Origin of the sequence: Mycobacterium sp. (genome assembly GCF_035274705.1) — a bacterium.
GTDB lineage: Bacteria > Actinomycetota > Actinomycetes > Mycobacteriales > Mycobacteriaceae > Mycobacterium.
The window spans coordinates 37,277-55,692 of the sequence record NZ_DATENY010000095.1 but is presented as its reverse complement, the minus strand read 5'-3'; the positions used below and the strand labels follow the sequence as shown (position 1 = coordinate 55,692).

Sequence of the window (18,416 nt, the reverse complement as noted above, 5' to 3'; positions counted from 1 at the left end):
TTCGTCGTCGCTGCGGTTGTTGCAGGCGTGTTCTGGGCTATGCGCGGCGGTTTGCAATCCCCTGCGGTGCAAGCTGTTCAGCCCACGATGCGAGTGAGCCCGTCGGTGCCCCCAAGGTGCGTTCGAACGCCTGGAAGTACGCGGCGAGGACGCCTTGGATGTTCGGCCCGCTTATGTCCGCGCCGACCGCCCCGTCCGCTTCGATTGCGTCGATGAAAGCGTCGGCCAGGTGCAGGCCCATTCCGGTGATGATCACCGCCGCCTCGTGCGGATAGTCGGTGTCGAAAACGCCTTCATCGCAACCCTGGCGGATGATCGCCTCGAGCATTGGCGCCGTGGTCCGTATCGACTCCTGGGACAGCTTCTGCCGCAGCAGAGCGTTGTTATCGTCGCGTCGCATCCGCATGACCGCAGACACCGCGGTGACGTTCTCGGTTTTCCAGGCGTGTTCCGTCCGGAAGTACGCGTGCATCTTCTCGATTGCGCCGAGGTTCGGGTCACCGACGACGCCTTGTAACTCTCGCACCGCACGCTCTCCGATCGCCTCGACGACGCCCTCCAACAAGGCGTACTTGGACCGGAAGTAGTGGTACAGCGCGCCTTTGGACATTCCCGTCTTCGCCAGGACGTCCTCGATCGTCATCCGTTCGTAGCCCTTGTGGTGCATGAGCTCCAGCACCGCGTCGAGAATTTCGCGCCGTCGCGCGGTGTACTCGTCTGGCTTGACGTGACGCGCCAAGGTCTCGATCCTCCTTCCGTTGACGTCGGTCTGTGGTCAAGCCTATTGTATTAATAGACCGTCCGTCGGTTTATTAAAGGAGACAGATGCCTGAGTCCACGCCAGAGTCGATCTACCGGACCAGGGCATTCGCACGGGTGATCGGCCCGTTCGTCGCGCTGGCCACACTGATCATCACGATCCGCCTTCCCGGCCTCACCGGTCTGCTCGACGACTTGTTCGGCAACTCCGTGCTGCCCTGGATCCTCGGCGCGATGATGCTTCTCGCAGGGCTGATCATCATCGCGTTCCATCAGTACTGGCGCAGTGTGAGCGCGGTTCTGATCTCGTTCTTCGGGTGGTTCGTCGCATTGCGCGGTCTAGCGATGATGGCCTTCCCGACCGCGATAGAAGCCGGTGCCGGGCAGACCATCGCAAGTCCCGGCCTGGTCCTCGCCGCTCGAATCTTCTTCGGGTTGCTGACGGCGATGGGCCTGTGGCTGACTTACGTCGGATGGTTCGCGCCGTCGACGAAACCGGTTGCCGATCCGGAGCATCTGGCCGGTAGGCCTTCCAGCGCTGCCTAGTACGCCTGTGGATAACTTCAGCGGCGGAAGCGGCAAATCTGCCAGCATGAGGCATGGGGGGACGAACCAAAGTCGATCTGACACAGCTGCGAAGTGTCGCCAACCGCGTGACGCAGGCCGCGGATGCCATCGCCGATATGCGTTGGCCCGCAATGGATCCCGACGAACTGCAGGGTTCGGCGGTCGGAAATATCGCCGCCCCTGACCTTGTCGCCGCCAGGCTCGCCGATGTGGTCGCCAATATGCGGGGATGGGCAGTGGCCGCGCACATGTCGGCCGATGCCATGGAGCGGGCCGATCGTCGCAACGGCCAACGATTCGGACGGTGAGACCGAGCATCTCGCAAGCCGAGGCCTGGTGCCCGCCGGCGCTGGCCCGATTGGCCGACGGCTGGGACGAAGGTGCGCGCCGATTGTCGGCCTATGTCGATGCCGTCATCGACGACATCCGTCGCAGCCGTGCCTACTGGACCGGTGCCGCCGCCGATGGCGCGCGAGGTGACGCGGCATTCATCGCGGCAGCCGGTGATTCTGCGGCGCGGGCGTTGGTCACGGCATCGGTCACCGCGCGCGACGGCGCCGAGCAGATCGCGGCGGCACGCGCCGACGTGCAGGCGCGCACCGCCAAGGCGCACGACGAAGGGTTCGCGGTCGGCGACGACGGGACGGTGTCGGTGCGAGCCGGTCCGGCGCCCCTGCTGGTCGCACTGTCAGGCGGCGACACCAGGGTGGCCCACGACATGCTCGGGCTACGAGCCTCGGAGTTGACGGAGCAGGTCGTCGCCGCACTGGACCGGCTGGACGCCGCCGATGCCGATGCCGCGCATGACATCAGGGAGGCGCTTGCGTCAACGCCGCTCCCCCGGCCCGCCGCGACGCTTCCGGCCGGCGCGTGGCCCGTGCGAGCCGGTGACGTCGTGTCAGGTTGGCCGGCGATGAGCCAGGACCGAATCTCCGATCAGTTTGCCGCGATGACCGTCGAGCAGCGCGAGCGACTCGTCACCGAATTCGCGCGGCAGGTCGGCAACACCGACGGCGTCCCGTGGGATATGCGCGTCGCGGCGAATCGCCTCAACATCGCGCAGGCGATCGTCGACGAGCCCGATGACAGCCCGGAGTCGTTGCAGCGCAAAGCGTTCTACCGCAGCCTGCTCAGTGAGGTCGACGATCCGGCCGGTACGGGCCGTCGCATCGACCGGCAGATCCTGGCGTTCGACCCCGACCGCGGCTCACTGGTGGAACTCAACGGAAGCCTGGCTACCGCGCAGAGTGTCGCCGTCCTGGTTCCTGGGCTGAACACCACAATCGAAGGGTCGGCCGCAGATACGCAGACCGCCAGGCGGTTCGTCTCGGCGATGCACGGGGACGTTGCCGTCATCACGTATCTGGGCGGCCCCTTCCCGCATGGGAGCAACGTGGCCACGGCGCTCGTCGATGCCGCCGATCCGCGATACGCGCTGGACATGGCACCGCCGCTGGTGGCCTTTTCCGAAGACGTCGACCGCACCGTCGATGCGATCGGGCGACCAGTGCCCGTGACATACATCGGCCATTCGTACGGCGCGTCCATCGTCGGCACCGCGGAGGCGCTGGGTCTCACCTCGGATCGGACTGTGTTTGTCGCGGCGGCCGGTGCGGGTGTGGGCGTCGATGATCCCGGTGATTGGCACAACCGCAACCCAGACGTGCTGCGTTTCTCGATGACGGCGCCGGGCGACCTCATCGAGGCGGTGCAAGGCATTCCCGGCGGGCCGCACGGTGCCGATCCCGACCACATGACCGGTGTAATCCGTTTGACCACAGGCCATTACGACGACGGTCGATTGATGGCCGGCCCAAAGGCCCACACAGACGTCTTGAATCGGCCGTCTGACGCGTGGCGAAACATCCTGGCGGTCATCACCGGTGATCGCGAAACCCTGCACAAAGCAGGCTGACTGATGGCAAGAATGGGCGGATGTGGTCGCGCAGCGCCCCGGTGGACGGGTTCCGGCTGGCCTTTGACCGATTCGGGCGCACCGGCGCTCCACCGGTCGTGTTGCTGCATGGATGGCCAGGCAACCGCCATGACTTCCGACAGGTCGTTCCTGTGCTCGGTGATGTCGCAGACATCGTCGTCCCCGACCTTCGAGGCTTCGGCGGCTCGGACAAGCACGATGTCGCGGTGCGCCACTTCTACAGCGCGACCGCACAAGCCAGCAGCGTTGTCGGTCTGATCAAGGAACTCGGTCTGACCGATGTCGTGCTGGCCGGCTACGACGTGGGCAGCCGCGTCGCGCAGAGTGTGGCCCGAATGCATCCCGATCTCGTTTCGGCGCTTGTGCTGTCTCCACCATTGCCCGGCGCCGGTGACCGCGTCTTGACCGCCAAGGCGCAGGGCGAGTTCTGGTATCAGGCCTTCCACCAGCTGCCGCTGGCCGCACAGTTGATCGACGGCAATCCCGACGCCGTCCGTGACTATCTGCGGCATTTCTGGAAGCACTGGTCGGGGCCGAATTTCGTTCTCTCCGAAGATGATCTGGACCGCCTGACATCCGACTACGCGTTACCGGGCGCATTCACCGCGTCGATAGCGTGGTACCGCGCGGGCGCCGGGATGATCGCGCAATCGCTCACCGAGCTGCCACCCGAGCGCGCCATCAAGATTCACGTGCCGACGGATGTGCTTTGGCCGGCGCATGATCCGATGTACCCGACTGCGTGGTCGGACCGGTTGGCGCACTACTTCACCGATGTGCGCCTCCACATGGCCGACGATGCCGGGCATTTCACACCACTGGAGTGCCCAGAACAGTTCGCCGAGCTCATATTGGTTCAACAGCCGACATAGTTCACCGAGACATTCACCGCGAGCCTTCCTTCTACTTCGAGCTCATGTCGCGTCCCGCGGCGCGCATGGTGGCACGGTCGTCAACGCGTTCACGGCCTGACCGCACGCGGCGTCGTCGACCGCACCGGCAGTCCGAACCGCGCGGCCACACCCTCGCTGAAGATCACATGGTCCGGCGGCCGCTTGCCGAGATCCCCGAGGCCAACCGACGCGAACAGACCGCCGTCGTCGATGGCGATCAGCTCGGCCCGGCGCAGCGCCCAAACAGGGTGCTCGTTGGGCAGATACCAGGTGCGGCCGCCGCGCGCGACGTGCAATCCCCACCGGGCAGTCAGGAAATGCTCCAGCGGTCCGGCCACCAAGCCATCGCCGATCCGCACCTCGACACTGCTCGACGCGGACGCTCCGGGCCAGCGCAGCGTCGAGGTGTAGGCGCGACGGTCCGCGTGCTCGCGATAATCCATGCGGGCCCACCGATAGGGCACACCGAAGATCCATCTACCGCCTGCGACCACGTCGGGCCGGTTGGTGTCGAGGGACAGGAAGACCACGCCGCGTCGACCCGTTCGGTCAACCGAATACAGCCGAACGTTGGTCTCCAGGAATCTGCCGAAGAACCCCATCTGAAACGGCACCATACCGACGTAACTGGTGCCCTCGAAGGTGTCGGGCTCGGTGCCCACCGGATAGAGGTGGGCGATGCTTTCCGGGTCTACGGCCCAATGCAAGAACGACAGGTTCACCCAGCGCTGCCGCAGGATGCGCGGCCAGGGCACAATCGGCGCCTCGGCCGTTACGAGCTCGGCCATGATCGAAATCTAGTCGCCGTCGGACTTCTTGTCTTTCGAATCCGAATCATCAACGGGCAGAAGAGCTTCCAGCGCCAAGCCGGTGATCCGCCGAAACGCCCGTCGTGGCCGGTTCGCGTCGAGGATAGCGACCTCAAGCGTCGACGGCCCGAGGGCACGCGGTTCCGAACCGCCGTTGGCACTGCCCGCCCTCAGCGCGTCGACCGCGATCTTGACCGCGTCCGACAGGCTGGCGTTCTCGGTGTACGACTCGTTCATCGCCGCGGTGATCGGGTCGGTGGTGCCACCCATCACCACGAAGTGCGGTTCGTCGTTGATCGACCCGTCGTATGTAATGCGGTACAGCTCAGGTGCTTTGGATTCACCGTAGTGCGCCACCTCGGCGACACACAGCTCGACCTCGTAGGGCTTGGCCTGTTCGGTGAAGATCGTGCCGAGCGTCTGCGCATACACATTGGCCAGCTGCCGGCCGGTCACGTCACGACGGTCGTAGGCGTAGCCGCGGGTATCGGCGAACTGGATGCCGCCGCGGCGCAGGTTGTCGAACTCGTTGAACCGGCCGACGGCGGCGAAGCCGACCCGGTCATAGAGCTCGCTGACCTTCTGCAGCGACCGCGACGGGTTCTCGGCGACGAACAGCACACCGCCGGAATAGGCCAGCGCCACCACGCTTCGTCCGCGGGCGATGCCTTTGCGCGCAAGCTCGGACCGCTCGCGCATCGCCTGCTCGGGCGAGATGAAATATGGAAAACTCACGAATCTCCCCGCGCGTCATGCGATTGAGCAGCACTCTCGGGACCGAAGGTGTCACTGCGCGAACGGCTTTCGATGACTTCGCGCGCCAGTTCGGCTATCCGGCTCTCCGCGACCTCCTCGGCCCCCTCTGCACGGAGGATCACCGCCGTCGGATAGATACCGCGCACCAAGTCCGGTCCGCCCGTCGCCGAGTCGTCATCTGCCGCGTCGTACAAGGCTTCCACCGCGACCCTCAACGCCGAATCCCCGTCGGTCACCCGTGAATAGAGCTTCTTCATCGACGACTTCGCGAAGATCGATCCCGATCCCACCGACTGGTAGCCCTCTTCCTCGAGGTTCCACCCGCCGGCCGCGTCGAACGACACGATCCGCCCGGCCGCATCAGGATTCGGGTCGTCGAGGTCATAGGCGGCCAGCAGCGGCAGCGCGACGAAGCCCTGCAGGGCGGCACCCAGATTGCCGCGCACCATGGTCGCCAACCGGTTGACCTTGCCGCGGAACGTGAGCGGCACGCCTTCGGTCTTCTCGTAGTGCTCGAGTTCGACCGCATACAGCCGGGCGAACTCCACCGCGATGGCGGCGGTGCCCGCAATGCCTGTCGCCGTGTAGTCGTCGGTGATGTACACCTTTTGCACGTCGCGGCCGGCGATCATATTGCCCTGGGTCGAGCGACGGTCACCCGCCATCACCACGCCGCCGGGGTACTTCAGCGCGACGATCGTGGTGCCGTGCGGCAGCGCATCACTCGGGCCAACGTGCGTAGCACCGGACCTATTCACGGGTAGGAGTTCAGGCGCCTGGCGGCGCAGCAGTTCAGAAAAGGACGACAGGTCCACAGGGACGGAAGGTGCTCCAGGTAGCGGTGACGGGAAGGCCAGCTGTTCGCGGTGCGGCCAGGTCACTGGCCACCCTTCTGGACGTATGCACGCACGAAGTCCTCGGCGTTCTCCTCGAGAACGTCGTCGATCTCGTCCAGCAGGTCGTCAGTCTCCTCGGCCAGCTTCTCGCGACGCTCTTGCCCGGCGGCAGTGCTGCCGGTGAGGTCGTCGTCCTCGCCGCCGCCACCGCCACGCTTGGTCTGCTCCTGAGCCATCGCTGCCTCCTGATAGTCATCGGCGGGCTCACAGCTGCCCGCCGGTTACTCCACACTACCGGGCGACGCCCGAATTGCCTGGGATAGCGCGCTACTGGGAGGTGGACGGGAAGGTTCAAGTTGTGAGCTGTTCTACCAGTTCGACGGCGCTGTTCACCGAGTCCAGCAGGGCCCCGACGTGGGCCTTACTGCCCCGCAGCGGCTCCAGGGTTGGAATCCGGACGAGCGAATCACCGCCCAGATCGAAGATCACCGAGTCCCAGCTGGCCGCGGCGATGTCGGCGCCGAAGCGGCGCAGGCACTCGCCGCGGAAATAGGCCCTGGTGTCCGTCGGCGGGTTGTCCACGGCGTCGATCACCTGCTGCTCGGTGACCAACCGCTTCATCGAGCCACGTGCGACCAGCCGGTTGTAGAGGCCCTTGTCCAGCCGCACATCGGAGTACTGCAGGTCGACCAGGTGCAGCCGCGGCGCCGACCAGCTCAGGTTCTCCCGATTCCGGAATCCCTCCAGCAGCCGTAGCTTGGCCGGCCAGTCCAGAAGTTCCGCGCACTCCATCGGATCGCGCTCAAGCAGATCGAGCACGTTGGCCCACGTCTGCACGATGTCGGCGGCGCGTGGGTCGGGGTCGCGGCTGTCCACCAGCTTGGCCACCCGATCCAGGTAGATCCGTTGCAGCGCAAGGCCGGTCAGCTCCCGGCCGTCGGCAAGCGCGACGGTCGCGCGCAGCGACGGGTCGCGGCTGATCACATGCACCGCGTGCACGGGACGGGCCAGTGCGAGATCGGTGAGGTCCATGCCCTCTTCGATCAGATCCAGCACCAGCGACGTGGCGCCGAGCTTGAGGTAGGTCGACGTCTCTGCGAGGTTCGCGTCGCCGATGATGACGTGCAGCCGCCGGTACTTGTCGGCGTCGGCGTGCGGCTCGTCGCGCGTGTTGATGATGCCGCGCTTGAGCGTCGTCTCCAGCCCGACCTCGACCTCGATGTAGTCGGAGCGCTGCGAAAGCTGAAACCCCGGCTCGTCGCCGGACGGCCCGATGCCGACCCGTCCCGACCCGGTGATCACCTGCCGTGACACCAGGAACGGTGTCAGCCCCTGGATCACCGCGGAAAACGGCGTCTGGCGGCTCATCAGATAGTTCTCATGAGAACCGTAGGAGGCGCCCTTACCGTCCACGTTGTTTTTGTAAAGCTGCAGCTTGGCGGCACCGGGAACGCTGGCCACATGGCGCGCGGCGGCCTCCATCACCCGCTCCCCGGCCTTGTCCCAGATCACCGCGTCCAGCGGGTCCGTGCACTCGGGTGCCGAATACTCCGGATGGGCGTGGTCGACGTAAAGGCGCGCGCCGTTGGTCAGGATCATGTTGGCCGCCCCGACCTCATCGGCGTCGACCACCGGCGGCGGGCCCGCGGACCGGCTCAGGTCGAACCCGCGGGCGTCGCGCAGCGGCGACTCGACCTCGTAGTCCCACCGGGTGCGCTTGGCGCGCTGGATCCCGGCGGCGGCCGCGTACGCCAGCACCGCCTGCGTGGAGGTCAGGATCGGATTCGCGGTCGGATCGGACGGCGATGAAATGCCGTACTCGACCTCGGTTCCGATAATCCGTTGCATGTCGCCCAGCGTAAGGGACGCTGCGCAGTAGCCTGCGACCGTGCCATCTCCGCGCGACGAAGGCGACGCGGCCGCGACATGTGCGGCTGCCGGGGCTCTCCATGATTGACGTGACTCAGCGGCGGGCCGCCGACGCCTGGTTCCTCGACCGCGGTCTGCCCGCGGTGCTGAGGCCGGGAGCGCTGGTTCGGCGGCTGTGGCCGCGTTCGGCGCCGGCGCTGGCGACGTTCGCCGTATTCATGGCCAACTCCGCGCTCGTCGTCCAGATCACCGGCAAGCACACGATCGACATCGAGGGTCAGCCGACCCGGGCCGAATGGTTCGTGCTCGCGCTGCTGGTCTTCGTGCTGCCCGTCGCGGCGACCGTGGGCTGGCTGGTGTCACGCATTCGCACGCTGCGCGGGCGCACCATCGCCGCGACCGTCGCGGTGACAATCGCGATCGCAGGCGGCGTACTCGGCGGCCCAAGCCCAAGGCTTCTGGCCGACCTCGTCATTGAGGCGATCGTGCTCGCCGCCATCCTGGCGCTGACCGCATGTGGCGCAGGTTCGATCCTCGGCTGGGCCATCCAGATGACGATGTCCAACCTTGCCGCCGCAGGATCATTGGTCGTGCGCGCCCTGCCGGTGCTGCTGCTGACCTTTCTGGTCTTCTTCAATTCGCCGGTATGGCTCATGGCGGCGACGATCTCGCGCCGTCGGCTGTGGGTGGCACTGTTGTTTCTGATCGTGATCGCGGCGGCGTTCGTGGTATCGATCACCGCCGAACGCGTCAGGGCCATCATGGCCACCGCCCAGCCGGCCGACGACCGCTCCGCGCAGCTGGCCGGCACGCCGTTCGAGACGATGCCGGATCCGGCCGAGGCCCGGCCGTTGAGACGGGCCGAGCGGCTCAACGTCATGTTCGTCGTCGCCGCATCGCAAATCAGCCAGATCTTGATCATCGCCGCGATGACCGCGCTGCTCTTCCTGATACTCGGCCTGATCCTGTTGTCCCCCGAAGTCCTTGCGGCATGGACACGCAACGGCCGCAGCGACGGCACGGTGCTCGGAATGACGATCCCGGTACCGGATTCGCTGATTCAGATGACGTTCTTCCTCGGCGCTCTGACGTTCATGTATATGAGCGCGCGTACCGCCAGCGACACCGAGTATCGGACCCGCTTTTTCGACCCGCTTTTCGATGACCTTCGGCTGACGTTGGTCGCCCGCAACCGATACCGCGCGGCCGTATCGGCGCGCTGACCCCCGGCGACCGCTGCAATCGCGCACAATGTTGCCCGTGTCCGACATGCGGGGTGTGCACGAATGGTTCCTGCATCGCGGGCTGCCGCTGGTGCTGACCCGCCGCGTTCGCTCCCGCGCGCTGATCGAACGGTCGGCACCGATGGTCAGCGGCATCGGCGCCACCATCGCATTGACGATGACGCTGGCCGAACTCACCGACGGCGACCCGGACTTCGGCTACGCGATCCGGCTTGGCGTGCTGACGCTGTTACTCGTCGCGGCTCCGTTCGCGCTGTATCTGTTGCATCAGGTCGGCACCACGCTCAGTGAGGCGGGCCGACGCTCGGCGGCTCTTCTGGTGATGGCGCTGTTCGTCCTCGGACTTCCGTTCGCCGGAAGCGGTTTCTCGGGACTGGCCGCCGCCGAAGTGATCGGGTTCGCGATCGTCGCGGTTGTCGCCATCTGGTTGACGTATGTGGGCATCGGTTCGATTGCCTTGTGGGCGTTTCGCTTTGCCTGGGTTCAGCTGGGTGCACTCGGCACGTTGATGAGCAGGGCGCTGCCGCTGCTGATGCTGACCGTGCTGGTGTATTTCACCGGCGAGCTGTGGCAGCTGTCAGCCCGAATGTCGCGCCAACGACTGTGGCAGACAATCGGATTCCTCGCCGTGGTGGCGATCGTCTTCATGGTCACCACGATTCGCGACGAGGTTCGCGCACTGCGCGAAGACCGCGCCGAGCGAACCGATGCGGCAATGCTGCTGACGGGAACGCCGCTGGCGATCGGTGAAGGGCATCAACCGGTTCGCACCCCGTTGTCGCTGGCCGAGCAGATCAACGTCGTCGCGGTGATGGTGGTGGCCCAGGCCATCCAGGTGGTGTTGTTCACCGCGGGCCTGTTCGCATTCTTCCTGGCGCTGGGTATCGTATCCGTTCCCGACGACGTGGCGGTGCTGTGGTCGTCGGAGCAGAGCTGCGCAATCGGTGAACCGCCTTGCCCCGGAACGTGGTTCGGCATCCACGTCCCGGTTCCGCAGACGATCGTGCATATGTCGCTGTTGGTCGCAGTGCTGTCGGGTCTGTATTTCACTGTGAGCACGAGCGTCGACCCGCTGTATCGTCAGCGATTCTTCGATCCGCTGATCGCGGACGTGGCCGTCAGTCTGGCCGGCCGTGACGCATATCTGGAATTGGAGAACGAGCGGGCGTAACTACCGCGAGCGTGCGTGTCTGTACCGCGACACGCCGGTAATTGTGGACATTTCGCGCACGCTCGTGGCGCGTGAGAGTTACGTTGCGGGCATGGCCGCCGACGACGTCAGGATGATCGACAACGTATTCGGGAAACGCTACGGCGAGGTGCTCCTTGTCCACGTCACCGAATCCGGACCCGAAGCAACCGTCTACAACACCTTCCCGCTCAATGACTGCCCCGCAGAGTTGTGGGACAAGCTCGATGCGCAGGCCATCGCCGCCGAAAACGGCGCCGCAGCCGCACTACTCAACGGCCCTCGTTACTGGCTGATGAGCAGCATCGGAAAACTGGGCGCAGAAGCTCAGGAGCGCAAAAGCTTCGGCGCTATCGAGATGATCCGTCAGGCTACGGTGAAACTCGCGTCGATGAATCCGGCGCCGTACAACGTCAATCGGGTAGACCGCAAGGCAATCTTCGTCTTCGATGCGGGCCGCGAGATCTACGAACTCATCGATCCCGACGGTCGGCGCTGGGTCATGCAGACGTGGAGCCAGACAGTAGATCACACGCTCGCCCTCGAGGATCTGCCTACCCTCGCGAGCCGACTGTCGCTGCCCGCGGGGTGGCGTTACGAACCGAGGACGCCGTCGACGCCGCTGCGCGTTGACACGACGAACGCGGAAGCGTGCGTGACCCAGGACGACTTGGCCAACAGCTACTCGCTGCAGACGTAGACCGCCTTACAGGTACTGACCGAGGTTCGACTCGGTGTCGATCGCCCGCGACGCGCTCGAGGACTTGCCGGTGACCAGCGTGCGGATGTACACGATCCGCTCGCCCTTCTTACCCGAAATCCGCGCCCAGTCATCGGGATTGGTGGTGTTGGGCAGATCCTCGTTCTCGGCGAACTCGTCGACGATCGAGTCGAGCAGGTGCTGGATGCGCAGACCGGGCTGACCGGTCTCCAGCACCGACTTGATCGCGTTCTTCTTCGCCCTGTCGACGACGTTCTGGATCATCGCGCCGGAGTTGAAGTCCTTGAAGTACATGACTTCCTTGTCCCCGTTGGCGTAGGTGACCTCGAGGAACCGGTTGTCGTCGATCTCGGCGTACATCCGGTCGACGACCTTCTCCCTCATCGCTGAGAGGCAGGCCACCCGGTCTCCGCCGAACTCGGCCAGATCGTCGGCGTGTACCGGCAGCTGCTCGGTGAGGTACTTCGAGAAGATGTCCTGTGCCGCTTCGGCATCCGGTCGCTCGATCTTGATCTTGACGTCCAAACGGCCGGGCCGCAGGATCGCAGGGTCGATCATGTCCTCGCGGTTGGAAGCGCCGATCACGATGACGTTCTCCAGGCCCTCGACGCCGTCGATCTCCGAAAGCAGCTGCGGGACAACGGTTGTCTCCACATCGGACGACACACCGGTGCCGCGGGTGCGGAAGATCGAGTCCATCTCGTCGAAGAACACGATCACCGGCGTGCCTTCCGACGCCTTCTCACGGGCACGCTGGAAGATCAGCCGGATGTGGCGCTCGGTCTCGCCGACGAACTTGTTGAGCAGCTCCGGGCCTTTGATGTTGAGGAAGTAGCTCTTCGCCTCGCGGGCGTCGTCGCCACGAACCTCGGCCATCTTCTTGGCCAGCGAGTTGGCCACCGCCTTGGCGATCAGCGTCTTGCCGCAGCCGGGCGGACCGTACAGCAGCACGCCCTTCGGTGGGCGCAGCGAGTACTCCCGGTAGAGCTCCTTGTGCAGGAACGGCAACTCGACGGCGTCGCGGATCTGCTCGATCTGCCGGCCGAGGCCGCCGATGTCGTTGTAGCTGACGTCGGGCACCTCTTCGAGGACCAGGTCCTCGACCTCGGCTTTGGGGATCCGCTCGAACGCGTATCCGGCCTTGGTGTCCACCAGCAGCGAGTCGCCGGGGCGCAGCTTGCGGGGGCGCAGATCGTCGTCGCGTTCGTCGTCGTAGCCGTCGGGCAGGTGTTCGGTGGCCACCAGCGGCTCGGCCAGCCAGACGATGCGCTCCTCGTCGGCGTGGCCGACCACGAGCGCGCGGTGACCGTCGGCGAGGATCTCGCGCAGTGTGCTGATCTCACCGACGGCTTCGAAGTTGCCGGCCTCGACGACGGTCAACGCCTCGTTCAGCCGGACGGTCTGCCCTTGCTTCAGGATCTTGGTGTCGATGTTGGGCGAGCACGTCAGCCGCATCTTGCGGCCGGAGGTGAACACGTCGACGGTGTCGTCTTCCTGCACACCGAGCAGGACCCCGTAACCGCTGGGCGGCTGGCCCAGCCGGTCGACCTCTTCGCGCAGCGCGAGCAATTGCTGACGGGCCTCTTTGAGGGTTTCCATCAGCTTGGCGTTACGGGCCGCGAGTGAGTCAATCCGCGCCTCCAACTGGTGCACGTCGCGGGCGCTGCGCAGGCCACTTTGCGGGCCCACCGCGTTCTCCAGCTGCTCGCGAAGGATCGCGGCCTCGCGGCGCAGCTCCTCCAACTCGGCGGCATCCTCGCTGGACATGCCTGACTCTCGGGAGGTTCCGAAACCGTCCGAACGCTCTGACTCACTCATGTTGCGCTCCCTCCCGCACCGAATATTGGTGCAGTAACAACTTCAACGCTACCGGCGATTCAGACTTTGTGTGCGGTGTAGCAATTCGACACACCAGCAACACTGTTAACCTCTCTGATGAGTTCGGCCGATCGAAAGGACAGCCGTGACCCTGAAAGCCCTCGTTACCGGCGTTGCAGCCATCGCCCTCGCTGGCGGTGCCGCGGCGGGTGTGACTTCGATTGCATCTCCCGGTGTGCCGTCGGCTCCGGCAGTGCAACCGGTCGTGTGGGACGTCCCGCTGCCGCAAGCGCCGGCGCCGGATTTGCAGGCTCCACTCGCGCAGACACTGCAGGCCCTCGCAGGCGGCGGCTCGTTCGCCGGTAAAGCGGCCTACATCCAAGGAGGCATGGGCCGGTTCGAAACCATCGCCGCCGACAGGGCCTACAACAAGGCCGCGGCGGAGGGCAAGTTCCCGCTGACCTTCATCGTCGCCAACGTCGATCAAGAGGGCGGCGTGGCGACCGCCGATGTCACCGCAACGTCTGCGCAGGGCGTCAGCGCTACGCAGAACATCCAGTTCGTGGCCGGGCCCAGCCCGACGGGCTGGCAGATCGCGAAGGCATCCGCCCTCAACTTGCTCTCGGCGGCGGGCTGATCAACCGAGTGCATCGCACCTGTGCCATAGTCCTGGGCGCCGTCGCAATTGCGGCGGCGCTCGGGCTTAGCGGGTGTGGTGATGACAAGGCCGGCCAGCCCGCGGCGTCGGTCGAGACGCCGCGGCCGATCACCAAACCTCCGGCCGTGCCGGCCCCGCCACCGCCGTCCACCGCTCCACTGCCTCCTCCGTCGGCGCTGACGGATGTGATGGCGCGGCTGACCGACCCCAACGTCGGTGGGACCGACAAACTCGGCCTCGTCGAGTACGCCACGGCTGACGACGCCGCCGCGCTGGACCGCTTTACCAAGGCGTTGAAGGACGGCGGCTTCATGCCGCTGTCCTTCGAAGCCAACGACATGACCTGGGCCCAGGCCCATGAGGGAAATGTCGTGGCCAACATCGTCATCAAGACGGCCAGTCGTCAAGGCGGAGGGGACTTCACGTTCCCGATGGAGTTCAGCCCGATGCATGGCACATGGCAGCTGACCCGCCAAACCGCCGACATACTGCTCAAACTGGGCCAGGAGCAGACCGCGACCCCAACCCGCTGAGTGCTCGTTGATGTGGATCGGCTGGCTTGAATTCGACCTGCTGCTCGGGGATGTGCGCTCGCTCAAACAGAAGCGCTCCACGATCCGTCCCGTCATCGCCGAGCTGCAGCGCAGATTCGCCGTGTCTGCGGCCGAAACCGGCTCTTTGGACCTGCACCGGCGCGCCAGCATCGGCGTGGCCGTTGTGTCGGCAGACCGCGCACACGTCGTCGACGTGCTCGACGCGGCCGAACGGTTGGTGGCCGCGCGCCCGGAGATGGACTTGCTTTCCGCGCGTCGCGGCTTGCGGCGTGATACCGACGACTAGATCGATGGTCGAACTCCTCAACGCGGGTCCCGCCGCTTGATCGTCGTCCGACTAAACGCTGCCGCCAAGCTGACGCTTACGCCGCAGCGGCATCGGCGCGACCGCACCCGGCGCCAATTTGCGCACGCTGATCAGAAACGCCGTGTGCCCGCGCATCGTGTGTTGCGGACGCACCGCGAGACCGACGACGTGCCAACCGCGTTGCATGCTTTCCCACGCACGCGGCTCGGTCCAGCACTGCTGCTCGCGCAGCGCCTCCACCGTCCGTGAGAGCTGGGTGACGGTCGCGACGTAGATCATCAGCACCCCGCCGGCCACCAACGCGCCTGCGACCGCGTCGAGGACTTCCCACGGGGACAGCATGTCGAGCACCACGCGGTCGACTTCCGGGCCTGAATAGTCGGCGACGTCGGCGATCACCAGCTCCCAGTTTTCCGGGCGCTCACCGAAGAACGTCGTGACGTTCCGCTCGGCGTGAACGGCATGGTCGTCGCGCACGTCATACGAGGTCACCCGGCCGTCGGGTCCGACGGCCCGCAGAAGTGAACACGTCAGCGCTCCGGAGCCCGCCCCCGCCTCCAGCACGCGAGCGCCGGGGAAGATGTCGCCCTCGTGCACGATCTGGGCGGCGTCCTTGGGGTAGACCACCTGGGCGCCGCGCGGCATCGACATCACGTAATCGACGAGCAGCGGCCGCAGCACGAGGAACTGGTCGCCGCTGGTCGACTTGACGACGCTGCCCTCCGGCAGCCCGATGACGTTGTCGAGCGCGACGATGCCTCGATGGGTGTGGAACTCGCCGCCGGGCGTCAGGATCATCGTGTAGTGCCGGCCCTTCGCGTCGGTGAGCTGTACGCGATCACCGACTTCGAACGGACCGGTCCTTGGCACAGCTTTCAGCCTGCCAGTAGACGCGCCGCTACAGGTGCTCGGGGTTGTCGGATGGTGGTCATACGCTGGGTTTCATGAGCGACGAACCGGCGGCGGAAGTCCGGCGTCCGGCGCTGTCTCCGTCGCGGGCCAGCGACTTCAAGCAGTGCCCGCTGCTGTACCGGTTCCGCGCGATCGACCGGCTGCCCGAGCCTGCGTCCACCGCGCAGGTGCGCGGTTCGGTCGTACACGCCGCGCTCGAGCAGCTCTACGCGCTGCCGGCCGCCGAACGCGGCCAGGACACGGCGATGACGCTCGTGGACCCGGCGTGGGACCGTGTGGTCGCCGGGCAGCCTGAGGTGGCCGCCGAAATCGAGCCGGTAGTGCGGGCCGAGCTGCTCGCCGAGGCAAGGGCGCTGCTGTCGGGCTACTACCGGCTCGAGGACCCGACGCGGTTCGATCCCGAGAGCTGCGAGCAACGCGTGGAAGTCGAGCTCTCCGACGGCACGCTGCTGCGCGGCTTCGTGGACCGCATCGACGTCGCGCCCACCGGTGAGTTACGCGTGGTCGACTACAAGACCGGTAAGGCGCCACCGGAGGCGCGCGCGCTGGCCGAGTTCAAGGCCATGTTCCAGATGAAGTTCTATGCGGTGGCGCTGCTGCGCTCGCGCGGTGTGCTGCCGGCCCGGCTGCGGCTGCTGTATCTCTCCGACGGTCAGGTGCTTGACTACTCCCCCGATCTCGACGAGCTGCTGCGCTTCGAGAAGACGTTGATGGCGATCTGGCGAGCAATCCAATCTGCCGGCGCCACAGGCGATTTCAGACCTCGACCGTCGCGGCTGTGTGACTGGTGCGCACACCACGCCCATTGCCCGGTGTTCGGCGGCACCCCGCCGCCGTATCCGGGTTGGCCGGAGAACCTCGACGAGGGCTCCGACTCCGAAGACGACGTCGTGCTGCAGACGTCGGAGCCGGCTGCGTGATCAGATGCCACTACCATCGGCTCCCCGCCGATGGCGAGTTTCAAGTATTCGAGTCCACCGACGGCACGCGCAGCAACTGGGATCCCGAAATCCAGCATGGCTCACCGCCGCTCGCGCTGATGACCAAGCTCATCGAGGAACTCGCCGCCGATACCGGGTTGCGCATCGGCCGGGTGACGCTGGACATCCTCGGCGCGATCCCCGTGACACGGCTGCGGGTGCGGGCATGGGTGGAGCGTCCGGGTGCACGCATCTCGATGATGGCCGCCGAGATGCTGGCGCCGCGTCCGGACGGTGCCGAACGCGCAGTCGCCCGTGTCACGGCGTGGCTGCTGGCCACCAGCGACACCGCCGACGCGGCGACCGACCGCTTTCCGCCGATTGTCGAGGGCGAATCGATCCCGGTTCCGCACAGCTGGGAGGGCGCGAAGGGCTACCTGGAGACGGTGAGCTGGCGGCGCCAACCAACCGCGGAGGGCGAGTCGAACGTGGTCTGGCTCAGCCCCCTTGTCCCTCTGGTCGATTCGGAACAGACAACCGAGCTGCAGCGGCTGGTCATGGTGGTCGACTGTGCGAACGGTGCGGGCGCCGCGCTGGACCCCGAGGAGTTCGTCTTCATGAACACCGACACCGCAGTGCACCTCCACCGGCTGCCCGTCGGAAACGACTTCGGGCTGCGCGCCCGCGGTTCGATCGGTCCCGACGGCATCGGCGTGACAAGCGCGGAAATCTTTGACCGCCAGGGGTTTATCGGCACGGTAGCGCAAACACTGCTGGTTCAGCGCCGGCCGTAATCGCCCGCAAGGAGCTCTATGCACTTGCATCTATATAGATGCCGTGCGATATTGGACGAGTGGATGTCTTCGAAGCGGTCGCCGAGCCCAGTCGGCGCGCGCTGCTCGACGCACTCATGGACGGTGAACGCACCGCTGGTGAACTGGTCGCGACGCTGCCGGGGCTGACCCAGCCGACGGTGTCACGGCACCTGCGCGTCCTGCGCGAGGTCGGGCTCGTCGAAGTTCGGCCCGACGCCCAGCGCCGCATCTACGCGTTGCGGGCCGACGGGCTGGTCGCGATCGACGAGTGGATCGACCGTTACCGCCGCTACTGGGCCGATCACCTCGACGCCCTCGAGCGGCACCTGGAAAACAAGCGCAAGGAGTCGCGATGACTGAACGCAATGGGCGGCTCACCGTAGACGGTGACCGCGCGGTGCTCAATTTCGAACGGCGCCTGCCCTTTCCGATCGAAATGGTCTGGTCGGCGATCACCGATTCGGACGAACGTGCGCAGTGGTTCGGCGAGACGACGATCGACTCGCGCGAGGGCGGGATGATCGACATGGTCGCGACCGGTCCGCCACTGCCGCCTGAACGCAAGCGGATGACCGGGCGAATCCTCGTGTGGGACCCGCCAAATGTCCTCGAACACGAATGGAAGCAGCCGATCGTCGAAGACGGAGTGGTGCGCTACGAACTGACCGCGGACGGGGACGGGACCCTGCTTCGCTTCACTCATCGAGGGCTTGGCGTGCGCAATGCGAGCGGGTTCTTCGGTGGCACGCACGCCTACCTGGATCGCCTCGAGGCTTACCTCGCCGGCGACGTGCTGCCGGACTGGACGACACGTCGCCTTGAAGTCAATAAAACACTGCGGGAGTCGAGTTAA

Annotated in this window: 22 protein-coding genes; 14 read left to right on the top strand and 8 right to left on the bottom strand. The window is 65.9% G+C overall.

Annotated features, from left to right (window positions below):
- Positions 1-37: 37 nt before the first annotated feature.
- Positions 38-739 (bottom strand): TetR/AcrR family transcriptional regulator, encoded by a 702-nt coding sequence (locus tag VJV41_RS20425; protein WP_325336840.1) that lies wholly within the window; start codon positions 737-739, stop codon positions 38-40.
- A gap of 86 nt (positions 740-825) precedes the next feature.
- On the opposite strand from VJV41_RS20425, the gene VJV41_RS20420 reads away from it, so the two are divergent.
- Genes VJV41_RS20420 through VJV41_RS20405 form a run of 4 tightly spaced genes read left to right on the top strand, consistent with a single transcriptional unit; the run spans position 826 to position 4,134 of the window.
- Positions 826-1,305, top strand: a complete 480-nt coding sequence (locus VJV41_RS20420; protein WP_325336839.1) for a hypothetical protein — start codon at positions 826-828, stop codon at positions 1,303-1,305.
- A gap of 53 nt (positions 1,306-1,358) precedes the next feature.
- Entirely contained in the window at positions 1,359-1,634 is a 276-nt protein-coding gene (locus VJV41_RS20415) for a DUF7162 family protein (RefSeq protein ID WP_325336838.1), read from the top strand.
- Positions 1,631-3,241, top strand: coding sequence for an alpha/beta hydrolase (locus VJV41_RS20410; RefSeq protein ID WP_325336837.1), 1,611 nt, complete (start codon positions 1,631-1,633; stop codon positions 3,239-3,241). Before VJV41_RS20415 ends, VJV41_RS20410 begins: the two co-directional genes overlap by 4 nt.
- Positions 3,242-3,261: 20 nt before the next feature.
- Positions 3,262-4,134, top strand: a complete 873-nt coding sequence (locus VJV41_RS20405) for an alpha/beta hydrolase (RefSeq protein ID WP_325336836.1) — start codon at positions 3,262-3,264, stop codon at positions 4,132-4,134.
- Between the two features lie 89 nt (positions 4,135-4,223).
- On the opposite strand, the gene VJV41_RS20400 is transcribed toward VJV41_RS20405, so the two are convergent.
- The 5 genes from VJV41_RS20400 to dop all read right to left on the bottom strand — a co-directional run bounded on the left by VJV41_RS20400 (position 4,224) and on the right by dop (position 8,404).
- Positions 4,224-4,943 carry a DUF2071 domain-containing protein gene (locus VJV41_RS20400; RefSeq protein WP_325336835.1) on the bottom strand — a complete coding sequence of 240 codons (720 nt, stop codon included), beginning with the start codon at positions 4,941-4,943 and terminating at the stop codon, positions 4,224-4,226.
- A gap of 9 nt (positions 4,944-4,952) precedes the next feature.
- Positions 4,953-5,699, bottom strand: a complete 747-nt coding sequence (gene prcA, locus VJV41_RS20395) for a proteasome subunit alpha (RefSeq protein ID WP_325336834.1) — start codon at positions 5,697-5,699, stop codon at positions 4,953-4,955.
- Entirely contained in the window at positions 5,696-6,601 is a 906-nt protein-coding gene (gene prcB / locus VJV41_RS20390; RefSeq protein WP_325336833.1) for a proteasome subunit beta, read from the bottom strand. Before prcB ends, prcA begins: the two co-directional genes overlap by 4 nt.
- The gene (locus VJV41_RS20385) at positions 6,598-6,792 is read right to left on the bottom strand and encodes a ubiquitin-like protein Pup (RefSeq protein ID WP_003887572.1); all 195 of its coding nucleotides are present in this window, start codon (positions 6,790-6,792) and stop codon (positions 6,598-6,600) included. Before VJV41_RS20385 ends, prcB begins: the two co-directional genes overlap by 4 nt.
- Positions 6,793-6,907: 115 nt before the next feature.
- On the bottom strand, positions 6,908-8,404 hold the full coding sequence (gene dop, locus VJV41_RS20380) for a pup deamidase/depupylase (RefSeq protein ID WP_325336832.1): 1,497 nt from the start codon (positions 8,402-8,404) through the stop codon (positions 6,908-6,910).
- Positions 8,405-8,505: 101 nt separating this feature from the next.
- Between dop and VJV41_RS20375 the strand changes: the two genes are divergently transcribed.
- The 3 genes from VJV41_RS20375 (at position 8,506) to VJV41_RS20365 (ending at position 11,558) form a co-directional block, all read left to right on the top strand.
- Positions 8,506-9,648 carry a hypothetical protein gene (locus VJV41_RS20375; RefSeq protein ID WP_325336831.1) on the top strand — a complete coding sequence of 381 codons (1,143 nt, stop codon included), beginning with the start codon at positions 8,506-8,508 and terminating at the stop codon, positions 9,646-9,648.
- Positions 9,649-9,676: 28 nt separating this feature from the next.
- On the top strand, positions 9,677-10,840 hold the full coding sequence (locus VJV41_RS20370; RefSeq protein WP_325336830.1) for a hypothetical protein: 1,164 nt from the start codon (positions 9,677-9,679) through the stop codon (positions 10,838-10,840).
- Between the two features lie 91 nt (positions 10,841-10,931).
- The gene (locus VJV41_RS20365; protein ID WP_325336829.1) at positions 10,932-11,558 is read left to right on the top strand and encodes a hypothetical protein; all 627 of its coding nucleotides are present in this window, start codon (positions 10,932-10,934) and stop codon (positions 11,556-11,558) included.
- Positions 11,559-11,564: 6 nt separating this feature from the next.
- On the opposite strand, the gene arc is transcribed toward VJV41_RS20365, so the two are convergent.
- Positions 11,565-13,397: a proteasome ATPase gene (arc, locus tag VJV41_RS20360; RefSeq protein ID WP_325336828.1), complete on the bottom strand. Its 1,833-nt coding sequence runs from the start codon at positions 13,395-13,397 to the stop codon at positions 11,565-11,567.
- A gap of 145 nt (positions 13,398-13,542) precedes the next feature.
- Here arc and VJV41_RS20355 point away from each other — a divergent pair, with 145 nt between their 5' ends.
- From VJV41_RS20355 to VJV41_RS20345, 3 genes are read left to right on the top strand one after another with little or no spacing between them, the layout of a single operon-like run.
- Complete coding sequence (locus VJV41_RS20355; protein ID WP_325336827.1) at positions 13,543-14,034, top strand: hypothetical protein; 492 nt, start codon at positions 13,543-13,545, stop codon at positions 14,032-14,034.
- An 8-nt stretch (positions 14,035-14,042) separates the two neighbouring features.
- Positions 14,043-14,588, top strand: a complete 546-nt coding sequence (locus VJV41_RS20350; protein ID WP_325336826.1) for a hypothetical protein — start codon at positions 14,043-14,045, stop codon at positions 14,586-14,588.
- 10 nt (positions 14,589-14,598) lie between these two features.
- Positions 14,599-14,895 (top strand): DUF503 domain-containing protein, encoded by a 297-nt coding sequence (locus VJV41_RS20345; protein WP_325336825.1) that lies wholly within the window; start codon positions 14,599-14,601, stop codon positions 14,893-14,895.
- A gap of 51 nt (positions 14,896-14,946) precedes the next feature.
- Here VJV41_RS20345 and VJV41_RS20340 read toward each other — a convergent pair whose 3' ends face one another.
- On the bottom strand, positions 14,947-15,786 hold the full coding sequence (locus VJV41_RS20340) for a tRNA (adenine-N1)-methyltransferase (protein ID WP_325336824.1): 840 nt from the start codon (positions 15,784-15,786) through the stop codon (positions 14,947-14,949).
- Positions 15,787-15,860: 74 nt separating this feature from the next.
- Here VJV41_RS20340 and VJV41_RS20335 point away from each other — a divergent pair, with 74 nt between their 5' ends.
- The 4 genes from VJV41_RS20335 to VJV41_RS20320 are packed head-to-tail and all read left to right on the top strand — an operon-like array spanning position 15,861 to position 18,416.
- Complete coding sequence (locus VJV41_RS20335; protein ID WP_325336823.1) at positions 15,861-16,748, top strand: RecB family exonuclease; 888 nt, start codon at positions 15,861-15,863, stop codon at positions 16,746-16,748.
- Entirely contained in the window at positions 16,745-17,542 is a 798-nt protein-coding gene (locus VJV41_RS20330; RefSeq protein ID WP_325336822.1) for a thioesterase family protein, read from the top strand. The genes VJV41_RS20335 and VJV41_RS20330 overlap by 4 nt, the downstream gene beginning before the upstream one ends.
- A 59-nt stretch (positions 17,543-17,601) precedes the next feature.
- Entirely contained in the window at positions 17,602-17,919 is a 318-nt protein-coding gene (locus VJV41_RS20325; protein WP_325336821.1) for a metalloregulator ArsR/SmtB family transcription factor, read from the top strand.
- Positions 17,916-18,416, top strand: coding sequence for an SRPBCC family protein (locus VJV41_RS20320; protein WP_325336820.1), 501 nt, complete (start codon positions 17,916-17,918; stop codon positions 18,414-18,416). Before VJV41_RS20325 ends, VJV41_RS20320 begins: the two co-directional genes overlap by 4 nt.

What these genes read in the sequence shown, in the direction of transcription:
- arc (WP_325336828.1), bottom strand. Translation starts at nt 13,397, where the DNA reads ATGAGTGAGTCAGAGCGTTCGGACGGTTTCGGAACCTCCCGAGAGTCA.
- VJV41_RS20415 (WP_325336838.1), top strand. Translation starts at nt 1,359, where the DNA reads ATGGGGGGACGAACCAAAGTCGATCTGACACAGCTGCGAAGTGTCGCC.
- VJV41_RS20345 (WP_325336825.1), top strand. Translation starts at nt 14,599, where the DNA reads ATGTGGATCGGCTGGCTTGAATTCGACCTGCTGCTCGGGGATGTGCGC.
- VJV41_RS20365 (WP_325336829.1), top strand. Translation starts at nt 10,932, where the DNA reads ATGGCCGCCGACGACGTCAGGATGATCGACAACGTATTCGGGAAACGC.
- VJV41_RS20420 (WP_325336839.1), top strand. Translation starts at nt 826, where the DNA reads ATGCCTGAGTCCACGCCAGAGTCGATCTACCGGACCAGGGCATTCGCA.
- dop (WP_325336832.1), bottom strand. Translation starts at nt 8,404, where the DNA reads ATGCAACGGATTATCGGAACCGAGGTCGAGTACGGCATTTCATCGCCG.
- VJV41_RS20400 (WP_325336835.1), bottom strand. Translation starts at nt 4,943, where the DNA reads ATGGCCGAGCTCGTAACGGCCGAGGCGCCGATTGTGCCCTGGCCGCGC.
- VJV41_RS20385 (WP_003887572.1), bottom strand. Translation starts at nt 6,792, where the DNA reads ATGGCTCAGGAGCAGACCAAGCGTGGCGGTGGCGGCGGCGAGGACGAC.
- VJV41_RS20375 (WP_325336831.1), top strand. Translation starts at nt 8,506, where the DNA reads ATGATTGACGTGACTCAGCGGCGGGCCGCCGACGCCTGGTTCCTCGAC.
- VJV41_RS20335 (WP_325336823.1), top strand. Translation starts at nt 15,861, where the DNA reads ATGAGCGACGAACCGGCGGCGGAAGTCCGGCGTCCGGCGCTGTCTCCG.
- VJV41_RS20405 (WP_325336836.1), top strand. Translation starts at nt 3,262, where the DNA reads ATGTGGTCGCGCAGCGCCCCGGTGGACGGGTTCCGGCTGGCCTTTGAC.
- VJV41_RS20320 (WP_325336820.1), top strand. Translation starts at nt 17,916, where the DNA reads ATGACTGAACGCAATGGGCGGCTCACCGTAGACGGTGACCGCGCGGTG.
- VJV41_RS20370 (WP_325336830.1), top strand. Translation starts at nt 9,677, where the DNA reads ATGTTGCCCGTGTCCGACATGCGGGGTGTGCACGAATGGTTCCTGCAT.